Annotated in this window: 15 protein-coding genes; 4 read left to right on the top strand and 11 right to left on the bottom strand. The window is 34.2% G+C overall.

All coding sequences use genetic code 11. From position 1 onward, the window contains the following. Positions 1-378: 378 nt before the first annotated feature. The 5 genes from Q7I96_09450 to Q7I96_09430 form a co-directional block, all read right to left on the bottom strand. A complete protein-coding gene (locus tag Q7I96_09450; GenBank protein ID MDO9627833.1) occupies positions 379-3,912 on the bottom strand; it encodes an Ig-like domain repeat protein in 3,534 nt (1,177 codons plus the stop codon). 463 nt (positions 3,913-4,375) lie between these two features. Then, a complete protein-coding gene (locus Q7I96_09445; protein MDO9627832.1) occupies positions 4,376-5,608 on the bottom strand; it encodes a PQQ-binding-like beta-propeller repeat protein in 1,233 nt (410 codons plus the stop codon). Between the two features lie 222 nt (positions 5,609-5,830). Continuing rightward, a complete protein-coding gene (locus tag Q7I96_09440; protein ID MDO9627831.1) occupies positions 5,831-7,036 on the bottom strand; it encodes an ABC transporter permease in 1,206 nt (401 codons plus the stop codon). 20 nt (positions 7,037-7,056) lie between these two features. Then, a complete protein-coding gene (locus Q7I96_09435) occupies positions 7,057-8,136 on the bottom strand; it encodes an ATP-binding cassette domain-containing protein (protein MDO9627830.1) in 1,080 nt (359 codons plus the stop codon). A gap of 120 nt (positions 8,137-8,256) precedes the next feature. Beyond that, positions 8,257-8,658: a PadR family transcriptional regulator gene (locus tag Q7I96_09430; GenBank protein MDO9627829.1), complete on the bottom strand. Its 402-nt coding sequence runs from the start codon at positions 8,656-8,658 to the stop codon at positions 8,257-8,259. A gap of 502 nt (positions 8,659-9,160) precedes the next feature. On the opposite strand from Q7I96_09430, the gene Q7I96_09425 reads away from it, so the two are divergent. Together Q7I96_09425 and Q7I96_09420 are read left to right on the top strand one after the other, a co-directional pair. Continuing rightward, entirely contained in the window at positions 9,161-9,919 is a 759-nt protein-coding gene (locus Q7I96_09425) for a sugar phosphate isomerase/epimerase (protein MDO9627828.1), read from the top strand. Positions 9,920-9,957: 38 nt separating this feature from the next. After that, positions 9,958-10,593, top strand: a complete 636-nt coding sequence (locus Q7I96_09420) for a TMEM175 family protein (GenBank protein MDO9627827.1) — start codon at positions 9,958-9,960, stop codon at positions 10,591-10,593. 84 nt (positions 10,594-10,677) lie between these two features. Here the strand turns inward: Q7I96_09420 and Q7I96_09415 are convergent, their stop codons facing one another. Beyond that, complete coding sequence (locus Q7I96_09415) at positions 10,678-10,998, bottom strand: DsrE family protein (GenBank protein ID MDO9627826.1); 321 nt, start codon at positions 10,996-10,998, stop codon at positions 10,678-10,680. 171 nt (positions 10,999-11,169) lie between these two features. Here Q7I96_09415 and Q7I96_09410 point away from each other — a divergent pair, with 171 nt between their 5' ends. Continuing rightward, entirely contained in the window at positions 11,170-11,394 is a 225-nt protein-coding gene (locus tag Q7I96_09410; protein MDO9627825.1) for a hypothetical protein, read from the top strand. On the opposite strand, the gene Q7I96_09405 is transcribed toward Q7I96_09410, so the two are convergent. From Q7I96_09405 to Q7I96_09385, 5 genes are all read right to left on the bottom strand, one after another. Next, positions 11,395-12,183 (bottom strand): HAD family hydrolase, encoded by a 789-nt coding sequence (locus tag Q7I96_09405; protein MDO9627824.1) that lies wholly within the window; start codon positions 12,181-12,183, stop codon positions 11,395-11,397. 123 nt (positions 12,184-12,306) lie between these two features. Continuing rightward, positions 12,307-13,050, bottom strand: coding sequence for a LysE family transporter (locus Q7I96_09400; protein ID MDO9627823.1), 744 nt, complete (start codon positions 13,048-13,050; stop codon positions 12,307-12,309). Between the two features lie 71 nt (positions 13,051-13,121). Beyond that, complete coding sequence (locus Q7I96_09395) at positions 13,122-13,286, bottom strand: hypothetical protein (protein ID MDO9627822.1); 165 nt, start codon at positions 13,284-13,286, stop codon at positions 13,122-13,124. A gap of 156 nt (positions 13,287-13,442) precedes the next feature. After that, positions 13,443-14,435, bottom strand: a complete 993-nt coding sequence (ala, locus tag Q7I96_09390; GenBank protein MDO9627821.1) for an alanine dehydrogenase — start codon at positions 14,433-14,435, stop codon at positions 13,443-13,445. 376 nt (positions 14,436-14,811) lie between these two features. Next, positions 14,812-15,516 (bottom strand): isoprenylcysteine carboxylmethyltransferase family protein, encoded by a 705-nt coding sequence (locus Q7I96_09385; protein MDO9627820.1) that lies wholly within the window; start codon positions 15,514-15,516, stop codon positions 14,812-14,814. Positions 15,517-15,952: 436 nt separating this feature from the next. On the opposite strand from Q7I96_09385, the gene gatA reads away from it, so the two are divergent. Continuing rightward, positions 15,953-17,332, top strand: a complete 1,380-nt coding sequence (gene gatA, locus Q7I96_09380) for an Asp-tRNA(Asn)/Glu-tRNA(Gln) amidotransferase subunit GatA (protein ID MDO9627819.1) — start codon at positions 15,953-15,955, stop codon at positions 17,330-17,332. The last annotated feature ends 34 nt before the right edge of the window (positions 17,333-17,366 follow it).

The following is a 17,366-nucleotide window of genomic DNA, read 5'->3' as shown; positions in this document are numbered from 1 at the left end:
AGTATTTTATTTTAGAATTATTCCTTTGAAACCTTTAGGTTTCAATTTTATTGATTTTTTAAATCCAGAATTAGCTTGCAATAACTTTTTTGATGAAGAATAGCTTCATTTTAAATTCAACTTTTTTAAATATTCTTACTTCATGTTTTCAGGTCAATTGAACTCTAAATCCACAATAGTGGCATCAAAAATCGTATTCAACCCTAAAAATACAAAAAATCCTAAAAATAAAGAAAATAATCAATAAAAAAACTTAAAATTTCACAAAATCTAAGGCCTAAAAAATTAATTTCAAAACTGATTTTAAAATATATAATTCCAAGAATATGTTTAAAACTTGTTAAATTGAACCAAAAAAGAAAAAAAGAAATGGGGAAATTATTTTATTTTAGATACTAATAATCCACTTAAAATCATTAATATTGCCATTATTAAGTAGTTTATTGGTGTACCAGTATTCTGCATGGTTATTGTGTTGCTTGCTGCGTTTACTTGCGCGGGATTTTTAGCGTTTATTGTGATCGGTGTTATTTCTTGTGTATCTCCGTTGTAGGTGGCTGTGGCTATTGATAAACTGAAGAGATACGCACCTGCTTTTGTGAGATTTCCAGTAACATATAGATATGGATCACCCACTACAAGGGTTGTGAAGGTCCAAGTTATGGTTCTTGTTTTTTCGTTGTAGGTCCAATTTCCATCACCATTGACATTGGATATTTCAAAGCTTTCTGGTAATGGAATAGTTATTGTAACATTATCTGCAGGGTCTGGTCCATTGTTTCCGAGTTTGTAAGTCAGGGTGAATGTTTCACCAATCTTTGGATCCTTTTTACTGCTTGTTACCACAACGTAGACACTGGATTGGGGAATTTTGAGTGTTCCTGTGACATTAGAACTTGCATACTGGTTATCCGCGGCAAATACTGCATCAACAGTGTATTTTCCACCTACAATATCTATGTAGTACGTTAAGGTGGCCACACCATTAGTATCAGTAGTAGCATTACCCACAACTATACTGTTAACTTTGAAAGTCACGTTTTTACCGCTGATAGCCAAATTATGGGCAGTGTCAGTTAAAACTGCTTTCAAAGTCACATTTGTTCCTTTATTTCCCGTTACATTGTCAATGGTTAAATTGGTTGGTGTTGCATTCACAATTAGATTATTTGTTCTGGTGCTGGCTGCATATTGTGTGGTTGCGTTGAAGGTTGCGTTTATGGTGTATGTTCCAACGTTTTCTGCGATGTTGTAGTTGTAGGTTGCAATACCGTTGACATCAGTTGTTCCGTAGCCTACATAGACTCCGTTCACGTAGAAGTCAAGTTTCTCAGCCACAACTGCTCTGTCATGGGCTGCGTCCCATAGTGTTGCTGTTAGTGTTGTTTTGTCTCCTTTGTAGCCTGAAGCTACATCAATGGTTAAATTGGTTGGTGTTGCGTTCACAATTAGATTATTTGTTCCGTTACTGGGTTCGTATTGTGTGGTTGCGTTGAAGGTTGCGTTTATGGTGTAGGTTCCAACGTTTTGTATGATGTTGTAGTTGCAGGTTGCCAATCCATTGTTATCAGTGGTGCCCTGGCCTACGTTATCACCGTTTACGTAGAAGTCAACTTTTTCATTCACAACTGCTCTGGCATGGGCTGTGTCCCATAGTGTTGCTGTTAGTGTTGTGGTGTCTCCTTTGTAGCCCGAAACAGTGCTGACAGTTAAACTGGTTACTGTTCCCTCCACAAGAACTGACTTACTGAGTGAAAAACCATCCACAGTCGCGGTTATTGTGCTCAAACCGTACTTCGTAGGAGTAAATATTGTTGTAACTATTGTACTGCCTATGGTTCTATTTAATGGGTTGAAGTTTCCTGAATTATTGACTGTAAATCTGACAGTTCCATCTGGCAGTGTTCCGCTTGGAATAAAGCCGTTGGAGTTGTACCTCATATCTGCAGTTGCGGTTGAAGTACTTAGTAGACCCACCAAAGTGGTAGGAGACGCACTCCATCTAAGTACGATCCATGGATCAGCATCAACATTATTGTTTACCCTTACGGCTGCAATTGGATTGGTTCCATTGAAGTTGTCACCCCACCAGTTGTTTTCTGCATCTATGGCTCCACTGGCAGAGTACACATCGTAGTTTCCTATATTCTCAAATATGCGGTTGAAGTGCATTACACCACTATCTAAATTTCTGTTATTCCATACAACACTACCCTGTCCTGTTGCACTATTATCTGTGAATATACAGTCAGTTATAGTAAAAGGACCTGTTAATGACTGAGTATTGTAATTAGCCCAGATAACTCCACCATTTCCACCGGATGATGTTGCACGGTTACCCGTGAAGTTGCTGTTTGTGATGATCAGGTTCTTACCTAAATGGGAAATTGCCCCACCGTAACTTGCACTGTTATTGGTAAAATTACAGCTGTTGATGGTCAGGATACCATAGTTCTCAATACCAGCTCCAAAACCTGCAGTGTTGTTTGTGAAGTTACTACTTGTTACTGTGCAAATACCATTACCTGTGTTCCATATTGCACCACTTTCTGCATGGTTTTTGGTAAATGTACAGTTGACTATTTGTGTGACGTTGTTGCTCCATATGGCAGCGCCGTCGTAACTTGCATTGTTGGCTGTGAATGTACAGTTAATCACATCCATCACACCTGTGGTACCGATGGCACCTCCACCATAACCCCAGTTAGTATTAGTTGCTAGGTTACCTGTTAAATTTGAATTAATAACTTTTAAATAACCTTTACTGCCCCATATGGCTCCACCTTCTTTTGAAGTGTTATTCAGGAAATTACTACTTGTTACTGTGCATGTACCATGATTGTAGATGGCTCCACCGAAACCTGTTGACGTGTTATTTTCGAAGTTGCAATCAGTAACAGTTAATGTACCGTAGATTTCGATGGCTCCACCATAGTAATAATTTACACTATTGTTTGTGAAATTACTGCCAGTTATATTAATAATAGAAGTGCCCCAACTGCCTATAGCACCTGCATTGACTTGTGCACTGTTACTTGTGAAAGTACAGTTGATCACGGTCAACACATTTGGATCGAGGGATGTACCTTCACTTTTGATGGCTCCACCACTTCCACGATAGACCCAGTTGTCTGTGAAGCTGCTGTTACTAAATTTAGAAGTACTCCTCACACTGTAGATAGCACCACCTTCTCCACGCAATGCATTTTGGCCTGTGAAAATACAGTTATCCACAGTCAGATCACCGAGTTGAGTATAAATTGCACCACCACTCCCCTGACCAGCATCATAAGTACCTGCAATGTTTCTGGTGAAAGTAGAGTTAGTTAAAGTCACATTACCCACATAAGGAATAATTTGAGCTTTGTCACCGTTGTTGTAAATAGCACCACCGAAGTTAATTACATTGTTAGTATTGAAGGTACTGTTATTCACGACCAATGTACCCCAGTTGGAAATAGCACCACCATTTCCCGCCTCGTTACCTGTGAAGGTGCTATTGTGCACTGATAAAGTTCCAGTTGGGTTGTTGTGGATTGCACCCCCATAGTTATGTGCGTAGTTATCTGTGAAATTGCAGTTAACAACGTTCAGAGTACCATTATTACTAATGGCACCACCTGTAACCGGAAGGATGCCTGTTGCACGTCCATTTACGAAGGTTAAATTCGTGATGGTAACTGTAACTGAATCTCTGATGTAAAATATTCTGGCGGTATTGCTTCCATTTATTATGGTATCCTTTTGGTTTTGGCCAGTAATAGTCATGTTTTTGCTTATAACTATTTCACTGTTGTTTAAACCCGCGTAATTTCCATTTGCTATGTATACTGTCCCTTTTTCATCAACAGATCCTACTCCCATGGATATGGTTTGGTAAGGTTCATCGATCGTTCCAGGGTTGGTGTCCAATCCAGTAGTACCATTAACATAAACATTTGAGGATGCACTGGCACTGGAAATGGAAAGTAAAACAGCAAAAAGACAGATTAGGAAGAGGATTTTAATTTTATTACTTTTTATTTGTTTTCTTATCTTTTCACCTCCTTTATTCTATTAATAATCACGAGATATATTGGGTAATGACCCACACCAAAAAAATTAATTGAAGCGAATTAAAATCATTGAAACTGTTAATGAACTAATAATGTGATATACTAAAGTATACTAAATTACTACCCATATATTTAACGAATAAAAATGAATGAAAACATTTATAAAGCAAAATTAAAAGTATGCGATTATTTATTTACTATAGAAATTAATTTAAATCCATAAAAAAACAAAATAGATTTTTATTTACTATAAATTCTAAGTCTAATAAAAAAATTTTAAAATAAAAAAAAGTATGAGAAATTTTAAGTTCTCATATCAATTACTCTTTTTTGTTTTTACGTCGGTTTAATACAGATTTTAGTCCTAAAAGACCAACTATTACAACTATAATTGCTCCCCAAGTGTAATAAGTGAAAATTGAACTTGGCCCTTGTTCTTTATCAGTATTTAATGCATACAGATAACCATCTGTACTTCCTGCATAAACTGTTTTCCCATATACTGCTGGAGAAGAAGTTATGGCAGAATTAAATAGATAATAACCTGGTGAGTAAGACCATTCTTCTTTACCACTATATTTATTGACCACGTAGACAGTACCATCATTTGATCCAAAAACAATTTTATTGTCCATAAGGGCCGCGGTAGATTTTATGGCACCGCCTGTTTTGTAAGACCATTTAAATGCTCCGTCACGGGTATCAAGAGCAGTCATATTTCCATCATCAGAACCAATGAATAAACTATTTTCATTAGATTCTATTGTTGCTGAAGAGGCTATTTTGTTACCCATATCAAATTTCCAGGTTAAAGAACCATTATAGGCACCAAGAGCATACACATTTCCATCATTGGATCCAACATAAACTGTATTGTTGTAAAATGCTGGTGAAGATTGTATAGCATCTCCTGAAGTATAAGCCCAATTTTGGCTTCCATTATTTATTCCCAGACTGAATATTTTTCCATTTTGTGATCCTATATATATGGTTCCATTGTTTACAACAGGAGATGATTTTACGGCATTACCTGTATCAAATTCCCAGGTTTTTGTTCCGTTTTCTATATCCACAGCATATAATCGGCCATCATTTGAACCTATATAAACTGTATCATTCACCACGGCTGGAGAAGATTCAATGGCGTTTCCAGTCTTAAATTTCCAGTTAACATCACCATTATCAGTATTTATGGAGTAAAGATATCCATCAGTGGAACCAACAAATAAAGTCTTATTTTGAATGGCTGGAGATGAAATTACGCCCCCGCCGGTTTTATAATCCCATAATTTTGTACCATCTTCCATATCTACGGCATATACATTCCCGGCATTTGAACCAAAGAATATTATTTTATTCAATATGGCGGGGGATGATTGTATTGGCCCTCCGGCTGGGAAGTACCATACTTGGGATGTGAAATCCGCTGCTTCTTTTAAAAATCCAGTGTGTTCCTGATTCTCGTGAAACATCTGCCAATCTGCAGCAGACACTGGACCAATCAGTATACACGCTATGAGTAGTCCAATAAAGGCATTTCTCTTTTTAAACATATTTTTTCACCACAATTAATATACTAATGGAAAATATTGATTATCAATTTAATCAATTTAATCAATTTAATCAATTTATATCCATTTTTTACTTTAATTTGCTCTAAATTTAGTAATATTAATGATTTAAACTTTATAATCAGTTTAAATTATTTTTATTTAATTTATTAATTATTTTATTAGCATATTCGTAAAATGGGAGATATAATAGGTACATCTCTATTATACGTCTCTATTGAAACTTCTAACTCCCATGGCAAAGAATAATAGGGTAAAACCTATTAAAACTGCAACATCTACCCATACATCTCCTAAATTTGCGCCCTTAAGCATAACTGCTCTTAGTGCATCATTAGCGTATGTTAGGGGGACTAAATATGCGATTTTCTGGAATATCCAGGGCATGGTTGCTAGTGGATAGAATACTCCTGATACAAACATCATGGGCATGGTAAATGGCATTACCATTTGCACATAATCTTCCTGAGTAGAAACTCGGGCCGATATCATTATTCCAAACCCTACAAAACATAGGGCTGTTAGAACCAGTAGTAAGAGCGTGAGCCCCATACTTCCCTTTATTACTATTCCAAAGAGAATAACGGCGGCCAAAATTAATATAATGGCCCTCCCGGTTTCAATTATCAACTTTGATATAATTTTTCCACCTACCACAGTAGAAACGTTGGTTGGGGTCATAAATAAACGAGCAAGTTCTCCTCTTTCTCTTTCACCAGCAATAGACTCTCCCATACCCATCATACAAGACATCATAACGGTCATGGCTATAACTGCAGGTACCAAGAAGTCTATGTATTTGATATCACCATAAATCTTGTCTACCTGGAAATTAATGGTATTTGCCAGATTTTGTATGCTGGCCACTATTCCACCAGGCTGGGATGATGATACTTGGCTGGTGTTTACCTGGATTCCTGTCTGATTTGAGGTACTCTGAGAACTGGCGGTAGAGCCACTACTATTCATCTGCATTTTTTCCAGTCCGAGCTGGCCGGAAATTTTGCTGAATAATGCTTGTGTGGTGGGTATTAAGGCCTGGCTGGCCATCTGATCAGATGAGTCAACATACATCACTACACTTTGAGGCTGCGAACTAGTAAGATTGTCATAATTGGGTGGCAATACGATGGCTGCTTTTACCTGTCCGCTCTGAACCATCTCCCTACCCTTCTCGGGATCGCTAATAATTCCTTTCACATCATACAAACTCATATTTTTTATGGCATTTAGTGTCTGATCGGTTACTGCTCCGTGTGATTGATCAACTACCACTATAGGTATGTTATCAAGTGTTCCACCCATCCCATAACCAAATAAGGTTATCATGATAATCGGGAAAAGTATAAGGGACATTAAACGAGGCTTATGCCTCCAAAGGACTATTAGATCCTTTTTGAGCATCCACATTACTTTCTTAGTCTCCAATCTTATTCCTCCTTCTCCTTAGCCGTTACTTTTACAAATACATCTTCCAAAGAGGGATCTTTAGTTGAAATAGAAGTTATGTTCCCGTTATTCTCCATAACTGCCCATATAACATCATTTACAGCTGTTTTACATTTTTCGTCCATTTCCATAATGACTCGACCAGAATGATGTTTAATTACTTCAAATACTACGGGGAGCTTTTGAATTTCTTCTACCATTTTATCATTCAGGTTACTGACCATGATGCTCATTTGTTTTGTTTTCCCATTTTCTCTTTCAAGATCCGCTACTGCACCTTTCAAATCTTTAAATGAACTTTCTTGACCAATAGGATTTTCTTGCTCTATTTTATCAATAATTGTACCTAAATTGGCCTTTTTAGCATCTTCATCTTCTCTGATCATGGTATCTTTTAATCCCTGAGGAGTGTCAAAGGCAGCAAGTGTGCCTTGATTAATAATTCCCACATTATCACATAGGAGCTCTACTTCATACATATCGTGGGAACAGAGTATTATGGTATGTCCTTTTTCATTCAATTCAGTAATTAAATCCCAGAGTACTCTTTTTGTTGTGGGATCCAGTCCAATGGTTGGTTCATCCAGGAACAAAATATCTGGTTGATGTACCAGACTGGCTACTACTGAAACTTTCTGCTTTTGACCACCAGAAAGTTGTCTAACCAGCTTATTTTGAGCGTATTTTATGTCAACCAGTTCCATGAGTTCTTCAATACGTACCTCTTTAAGGTCTCGAGGCATCCCATAGAAGTCGGCACATAGCTCCACATTTTCTCTCACCGTAAGATCTCCATAGAGGCTTACTAGTTGAGGAACCATTCCTATTTTTTGTCTAACTTCATTAGGACTCTCATTAATGTCATAACCAGCTACACTAGCACTTCCTTCAGTTGGCTGAGCAAGACAAGTCAACATTTTTATAGTAGTAGTTTTTCCGGCTCCATTTGGACCTAAAAATCCGAAAATTGATTTATTCTCGATTTTCATATTAAGGGCATCCACTGCTAGAAAATCACCGAATTTTTTTGTCAAATCGAAGGTTTCTATTGCGTATTTCATTTATTAACACCTCCGTGTGGCGTTTTAGCTCATAATCATTTTTAATCATTTTTGATAAATTAACTAGATTATGGTTAAACTAATTTTAAATTAGCTTACGTGGCTAATTTTATTTTATTCTTAAATTTCATCATTCCAAAAATCTTCCCAAAGTTTGGCAATATTATTTTCGAAAATGTCTCTTATTCTAAGAATTGTAGCTTCTCCTTGAGGAGTTATTTCATAATATTTTAGCTTTCTCTTGCCTTGATATTCCCAGGTTCCAGTTATGAGGCCTTTTTTTTCAAGGTCATGTAATATGGGATATATTGTGCTGGGCCCCAGTGGTTTCATTTTCTTAGAGAGATCATGAGAAAGATAAAATTTATTTATATTGGTCATTATTTCGTAGCCATGTAGCCTATGCTTCTTTATCATTCCCAAAATTATTGTTTTGCCGAATCCACGCATGAAAGTTTTAATAAATGTTTTATCATATTTTTGACAATCTGAATCGTCAAAATCTTCACAAGGATTATTCATGTCTTCTGAATTTTCATTGTGATGGTTATCTTTATTATCATCTAGAATTTACTAACCCCCTATATTCTATTTCTAAATTTAACTGTTTTTTGTTATTTAGACTAAATTTAATTTACTTAAACATCTTATATTCAAATATTAATTCATATTTGATGTTTTCAATTCACTATTCTAGATTTTGATATATTAATTTTGGATATATCTATTTTCGTAATATTCCATAATACAAATTCGGATATATAAATATTGCTATTAATTTTGATATATCTGTTTTTGTAATAGTAATGGCACTTTTTAATATAATAATAATAATAATAATAATATAAAAATTAAAATAAGGAATTAAAATTTCTTTTTCTTATTTTCTAGATAAAATTAAAATTTTATGGTTTATTTATCAATAATAGAAAAAAATAACCTTCAAAAACAAGAATATATCTTTAATGGAGAAAGTGAGAGAACACAATTAGGATTATTCAATCAGTGATGGGGTGATAATAACATGAAATGTGGCTTTTCTAGTTTGGCTCTTTTTATGAATTCTTTTGAAATGATGCTTGATCAGGCAACCCAGGATGGATTTAAATGTATGGAAATATTATGTGAAGGGCCCTATTGGCCGCGTAGCGTTCTGGAAGAATGCAGTAGCTTGGAAGTTTTTCAATCATATAATCTCGATATTTTTCTGCATGCTCCTACGGTAGATTTAAACCCTGCCAGTATTAACTCCGGAATTAGAGATGAAACTCAGAGGCAAATGGGAGAAACGGTTGATTTGGCCGTTGAAATTGAAGCCAAAGCTATAACCACACATCCGGGCATGATTAGGCGTCTGGAAGAGAGGGTGAGACTCATGGCCATTGACTTCGCTGTTGAAAATCTCACGGAATGTTCTGAATATGCTAATGGCAGAGGAATATGTTTTTCTATAGAAAATATGCCTAATAAATATGCTTATTTATGTAATAGTGCTTTAGAGCATGATTTTATGGTGAATGAATGTGGATGCAAGGCCACAGTGGATATGGGTCATGCTAATACTACTGATGACCCTTCAGAATTTTTAAATATTAATAAAACCATTTATTACCACTTAAGTGACAATGATGGTCTCAAAGATCAGCATTTACCATTGGGTGATGGATCTCTGGACTTAAATCTTATTAAAAATATTAAAGTTGGCATTATAGAGCTTAATTCCTATGAATCCGTATTAAAAAGCAAAAAAATTTTATATAAATTAAATGGTAAAGGTAATTAACTAGAAACAACTTTTAAGATAAAATAGGGGAGATATGCTTGGATAAAAGAGTTAAAAAAAATTTAAAAGAAAAATTCATGACCACTAACCGTATAGAAACTTTAGTGGACGGTATTTTTGCAATAGCCATGACTCTCTTAGTTTTAACTTTAGAAGTTCCCCAACTTCCTGCTCCAGTGACCAATGGCACTATAATTAATTTTTTAATTTCTACCATACCACAATTTTTTGTTTATGGAATGAGTTTTGTTTTACTGGCTGTTTTCTGGAGAATAAATCATCGTGAATTTCATAGAATAGAAAAATCCAATGGTATGCTTTTAAGGATAAATGTTATTTGGTTGATGTTTGTAGTTCTGGTGCCATTTTCAACATCTTTAGTGGGAGATTATGGTAATTTTCAAGCAGCTGAACTTTTTTTTCATTTAAATATGCTCATAATAGGAATACTGGCATTCATAAACTGGTATTATGCTGTTAATTGGGGACTTACAAATGTTAAATGGACTAAGAAAGCTTATAAAAGTAGTTTTTATCATTATTTAATATTTCCTTTTTTAGCTGTCGTGGCAATGCTTCTAACATTTATTTCGCCTTCCTTTAGTTCCCTAGCTTATTTAGGAATAGTTTTTTTTGAAAATATAGGGAAAAAAATTAATCCTGATGACGAATAATAAAAGATATCAGTATTTATTAATTAAATATATTTAAAGAATTAATTTGATTAATTAGTAATAAAACATGATTATTTTGATAATTCAAGGCCTTATATAAATCCAGCCTTCTTTTTGCTTTCTTACTATCTCCCCAATTCCGGAGGGTACAACTTTAATTCCTTTAATTAGTTCTTCAGGATTTACATTAAGCGAATTTAGTGTATTTGAACAGGCTGCAAATCTCACCTCTTTTTTAAGCAAACTAGAGATCATGTTTGAATAGGGAGAACTATTAAAAAACATTTTAACACCCATAGAATAAGCTAAAAGTTCTATTTCTACATTTTCTTCACCCAAATCAGCAATCAGATTTCTAATGTTATTTAAAACTAGATTAACTCGAAAAGGGTCTTCTTCATTCACTTGAAATATAACTTTATATTTTTCCATTTTTCTCCCTCAATAATTCAATTCATTAGCAAGATTCCTATTTGTTTTATTAATTAAAAAATATAATTAATAATGATTTTATAAAATATTATACTCACTTAATTTTTTATTATTATTCTTATAAATGATTTTAGGAGAATAGGTATGAGTTGCTATCTTAGACACATGAAAAAAGTTTTAAATGAAGCTGGAATTGATCCAAAAGACAAAACTGAGCGTAAAGAAGTAGATATTGCTATTCGTAGAGTGGTGGGGAAAACTAGCGAGGATAAATGCAATATTGTCTGGAGAGAAGTTAAAAAATGGATTAATGATGAAGAAAAAGAGAAAAAATTAGTGAAAGGTCTTAAAAATACTAATGGAGTTTAATTAAAAATCAATATCTAAAACTTCTTTTATATTATATATTATAATGTCTGCGGCACTGGAGACTTTTTCAGGAACTTTTTCGTCTTGTTGAAGAGTTAAAACACCAATATCTGCTTCTTTAAAGGCCAATATGTCGTTAGCTCCATTTCCAACCATCATAACTTTGTAGTCTTCTTTTAATTCCTTTATAATCTCTTTTTTTCGCTTGGTGCTGGCAGTTCCAAATACATTGGAATGAGGTATTGAAATAAATTTGGCCAATTCTTCTAAAGACTTTGTACGGTCTCCAGAGGCTATAAAAATTTGAATATTTCTTTTTTTCAGTTCATTTACTACTTTAATAACTTCTGGGAAAACTTTACCCCCAGCAGTTATGGTAAATTCTACTTTTCCAGTGTCCAGATTCATAATAAATCCAGATCCACTACATATTTGCACATTGTATTTCTTTTCCATTACGGCCAGAATACTATCTTGTATGTCTTTTATAGTAGAAGTGTCTTGTTTTAAATCATTTAAAACATCTTCATTGCTTATATCTTCACTGGAATAGCTCACATCAAATTTAACATTATTCTGGGTTATGAACTGATACAAAGTCTGATCACTCCGGGCGTTTATCAAACACTCCGCGGGATCAGTTTGAAGGACCACCAGAGCACGATTTCCAGTGTAATCCACTATATCCATGGAATTCATGTAATCGCAGATACCCCCTGTTTTAATATTTTTTAAAGCTCGGTACCTTTTTATTAGAGTTCCTGAGTTGTCAAAAACTACGGCCTTCATTTTCATACCATAAGAGTTAGTTGAGAAGAATATTTAAAATTTTGTTAATTGGAATTATTCTAATCTACATGAATCTAATAATGAAAAAAGTAGTATACTTTCGGCTAGAATTAAATAATATCTTTATTTTATTTTAAATACTCCTACAGAATTTATAAAGAAATATACTCCTACAAAGATCATAAATACTCCGCAAATGCGCATTATAGTTCTATAGTTATCAGGTTGCACCAGAGCACGGCTTCTTGATGAAAGATAAGAAACTGTGCTGAACCATGCAACATCAGATGTCCAGTGGCCTAAAAGAAATGCGAAAATTCCTAAAAATCCAGCCAGAGCCATTCCTTTAAATATAAAAGCTCCACCAATGGTGGCCCACCATATAAAAAAGAATGGATTAGATAAACTGGTTAAAATTCCGTTGATTATAGAACGGAAGCTTGAAGAATTTTCATTTGAGGAATCTGTAGAAGAAATTATATTGCTTTCGTGATTATATTCTTTAGAAGTTTGTTTGATAAATTCTCTATTAGAAGAATTATTATCCTGAATTTCTCCAGAAGATGTATTTTCTAATTTAGGAGTTTCTTTAAAAATTTGAAAACCCATAAATATTAAAACAATTCCTCCCAGAAGGCCGATAATAAAAGAAGCAGTATTGGAACCAATTAACCATCCTAATCCAAATAATATCAGCAATACTAGGCATAATTCTGTAAATATATGTCCGCTGGTTATTAAAGGGCCGGCAATAAATCCTTTTTTAAATGAATCTGATATGGTTACTGTTAACATGGGGCCCGGAACCAGGGCTCCTGATAATCCCACTAAAAATGATGTAACTGCAAACAGGACAATTTCAATCATGAAAATCGGAATTATAGTAATATTAATTAATATAATTTATTTTGCATTTTAATAGATATGTCATGGGATGTTTAATTGTATTGATTTAATATTTTCATTATTTCGTTTAGATGATAATCTACTTGATCCACATCTTCTTTTTTAAATGACTTAGAACGACTTAAAAAGGTGAATCTTTCTAAAACGTGGCTCATTTTGTTTAAAATGTCATTAACATATATTTTAGACTGGTACATTTAACCACCATTTTACAATTGTTCAGTCGAATATATATTACTTTTTTAATTTTTATCTTAAATTTTAGCAAAAGCAAATAAAAAAAATAAAATCTAATAAAATCTTCAAAATAAATTGAATAAAATAATTAATTTAAATATATAATTCATTGGATTTTATTCCAGGAAATTAATCTTACGGCCTAAATTAAGATCACGAGCCTTCTCATAAACTGTCCAAGCGGTGGTTATGTCTTGAACAGCTAATCCTGTAGAATCAAAAATGGTTATCTCATCATCAGAGGTTCGGCCGGGATTTTTACCAATCATAACATCTCCCAGTTTTCCAGATAGATCATCTTGTTTTAATAGGCCTGCTGCTACAGGAACATTGATTTCTCCACTGTGACTGGCCTGTTCCCAACAGTCAATAAATATTTTGGACTTTAAAAGTGCAGAACTTTCTATTTCCTGTTTACCTGGGGCATCCGCACCCATAGCATTAATATGGGTTCCAGGACTAATCCATTCATCTTTTATAACGGGGTGAATTACGGGGGTGACAGTCACCACTACATCCATATTTTCTACAGCTTTTTTAGGTGTATCAACTGCTTTTACTTTAATTCCATATTCTTCAGATACTTTTTTAGCAAAATTTTCTCGAGCAGAGCAAGTTCGGCAGTAAACATAGGCTTTTTTAATATCCATTACTTCATTGATGGCCATAAGTTGAGTATATGCTTGTTTTCCAGCCCCTATTATCCCTAAAGTTTCAGAATCTTTCCGGGCCAAGTACTTGGTTCCTACCCCTCCCGCAGCACCGGTGCGCATGTTGGTAATCCAGGTACCATCCATTATGGCCAGTGGAAATCCAGTTTCAGGATCTATTAATTCTATCATAGCCATTACGGTGGGCAGGTCATGAAGATTCGGATTATCAGGGTGAACATTAACACACTTTACTCCGGCTTCGCCCATATTTGGTAGGTAACAGGGCATTATTCTTAAATCGCCATTAAATTCTGAGAAGAAAAGATATTCTTTAGGAGGCATTCGGACTCTGCTCTGGGCATGTTCAATATAAGCAGTCTCAACAGCATCAATAACTTTTTTCATTTGTATTAATTCTTTTATTTCGCTTTGATTGAGAATTATGGTTTCTTTCATCTTTGTCACCTAATTATTAAAAGGATTATTTAAAGGATTATTTAAAGGATTATTAAAAGAATTATTAAAAGAATTATTTAAAGGATTATTAATGGTAATTTAAGTTTTTTTAGATAAACATCTTTCTTTTGAGGCAAAAATTTATATAATTTTCATATTCAAGTTTTTCAGGGTTTAAAAAGTACTTAGAACTTCTAAAGTTTTAAATTCATAATTCGGGACTATGACAATGTATACAAATGAAATTTTAATTCGTTTGGTGTGCAAGCATATTGTTTTGCCATAATTTAAAGTTTACTATATGTGTATATTATTTCTTATTTAGTGAATAAATTGAATATGAAGTTTTTGACTTAATTAGTTTTAATTAAGAAATTTAAATCATAAAAGGAACTTTCAACTTATAATCATTGTATTCTGGATGTTCTTTAGAAACTTCAACTTCTTCCTTGCGGCAGACATCTAAATACTTGTAAATGAGTATGGGTGCAAATATCAGGGTGAGTGTAGTGGGCCATCCAAAGAACCATCCTAAAATTATGAAAATAAAGCCTAAATATTGGGGATGGCGACTGTATTTATAAATTCCACTGGTTACCAGTCCTTCTTTCTTACTATTTTTATAAAGGGTAACCCATCCTAGGATAATTAGTCCTGTTCCAATTAAAATTAGAATTGAACCATAAACCATGGCCATATCCAATCCTAATCCAACTCCCATAAATGAAATACTTAAAATATTAGGGGGTAGCTGTGTCCCCGGCACGAAAAAGTATTTAGATGCCAGAAGAATAGTCAGGGGAATGCCATACATTTCTACAAAAAGAGAAACGAAAAATGCAGCTACCAAACCATATTCTAACCATCCTGCTTTCCTACGATATGAAAGGGGAATTAAAAATGCCATAAATAAAATAATGAAAAATAAAACCACTAACCATTGTTTAGTAACTACTTCGGTAATTACGTTGCTGGATAAATAAGCGTAAAAATGAATATAGAATTGTTGGGCAAATAGGAGGGGTAATAAAAATAAAAGGACGATAAATATCCTTAAAAAAAGATTTCTATTGGCGGTCATCTTATAATTACCTTTAAAATAGAAGCTATTTAATTTTATATCTTCTATAAGTTAATTTAAATATTTAATATCAATTAGAAACTTTAATTATTATTCCTATAATTGCTTAAAATGTTATTAGTTTAAAATTTTTCAGGTTAATATTATGCTTCTACAATAGTGTATGATATAACCTTTTTATAAGTATATCTTCATAACTTTATTTTTATATTCAATTAATTATAATTTATAAAAGAATTAATTAAGATTAGTACAAAAATTTCCTTTAAGTTTAAAAAAATTTATTAAAAATTAAACTAATTAATTAAAAGAATTCGTAAATTGTATTATTTCACTAGTAATCACATTAGTATACCTACACGAATTAAATCTTATAGCTAATTTAGAGCATAATCCGTTGTTAATAATATAAAATAATTAAAATTTTGGTGTTATCATGAACCTCCTTGAAAAATCTAAGGCAATCAGAAATCAAGAAATCACGGCTCTGGATAGTCTGGAGAAATTTAATCAAGTTATCTCAAGTAAAAACTCGAATATTAATGCTTTTGTGCAAATAAATCATGAAAATGCATTAGAAAAAGCCAATGAAATTGACGCCCGGATAAAAAATGGGGAAAAAGTTGGAAAATTGGCCGGTATGGTTATTGGTATTAAAAGCAACATTAATGTTAAGGATTTCACCATTTCTGCAGCATCCAAGACTCTGGAAAATTATATGGGTAGTTATGATGCCACGGTAATTCAGCGGATTAAAGAAGAAGATGGTATAATCATTGGAATGACTAACATGGATGAATTTGCTGCGGGAAGTTCCACGGAAACTTCTTTCCATGGCTCTACTGATAATCCTGCTGCACCAGGACATATATCTGGCGGATCCAGTGGAGGAAGCGCGGCTGCCATTGCTGCTGAGATGTGTGATATTGCCTTAGGATCAGATACTGGAGGATCCATCCGTAATCCTGCATCCCACTGTGGAGTAATGGGATTTAAACCAACCTATGGGGCCGTTTCCAGGCAGGGTTTGCTGGATTTATCTATGAGTCTGGATCAAATTGGGCCTTTAGCGGCGGATACTTCAGGAATTGCTATGATGCTGGATACTATTGCGGGAAATGACCCTAATGAATGCACATCCATTGATTGGAAAGTTCCTAACTTCAGTGCACTTTTAGATGAAAATCCAGAAGAAGCCTTAAATGGACTGAAAGTGGGAGTGGTGAAACAGTTCCAGGAAGTCACTGACGATCATATTGTGAATATAATTGAAGATTCCATTGATAAAATGGGTGAGATGGGAGCAGAAGTAGTTGAATTAAGCTTCGATTATATTGATTTATGCCTGCCAACTTACTATCTCATAAACTATGTGGAGTTTTTCTCAGCTACCCGAAAATATGACGGGCGAAAATACGGCCATCAAATAGAAGAAGTTTGTGGCGATGAAGTTCTCCGTAGGATACATATGGGATCTTACATCAGCCAGCAGGAGTTTTCAGGAAAATATTATAAAAAAGCCCTTCAGGCACGTTCACTCATAAGAAAAGAAATCACTAAACTCCTTAATGGGGTGGATATGATAGCGGGACCTACGGTTCCTAAATTGCCACATAAGCTTGGTGAAACTTTAGAACCTATGGAAATGTACGCTTACGATGTTTTAACTGTAATTGCTAATTTGGCTGGTATTCCTGCCTCCAGCATGAAAGCAGGTGAAGTTAAGGGAATTCCAGTTGGCCTACAATTCCAGGCCAAGCCATTAGATGATGCTAAAATTGTTCAGGCCATGGCTGCATTGGAAAAAGCGCCTTGATGTTTTTGCAAATCATCTAATTTGAAATTAATTT

The sequence above is a fragment of the Methanobacteriaceae archaeon genome (assembly GCA_030656015.1).
GTDB lineage: Archaea > Methanobacteriota > Methanobacteria > Methanobacteriales > Methanobacteriaceae > UBA349.
This window is presented reverse-complemented; position numbering and strand designations above follow the sequence as displayed.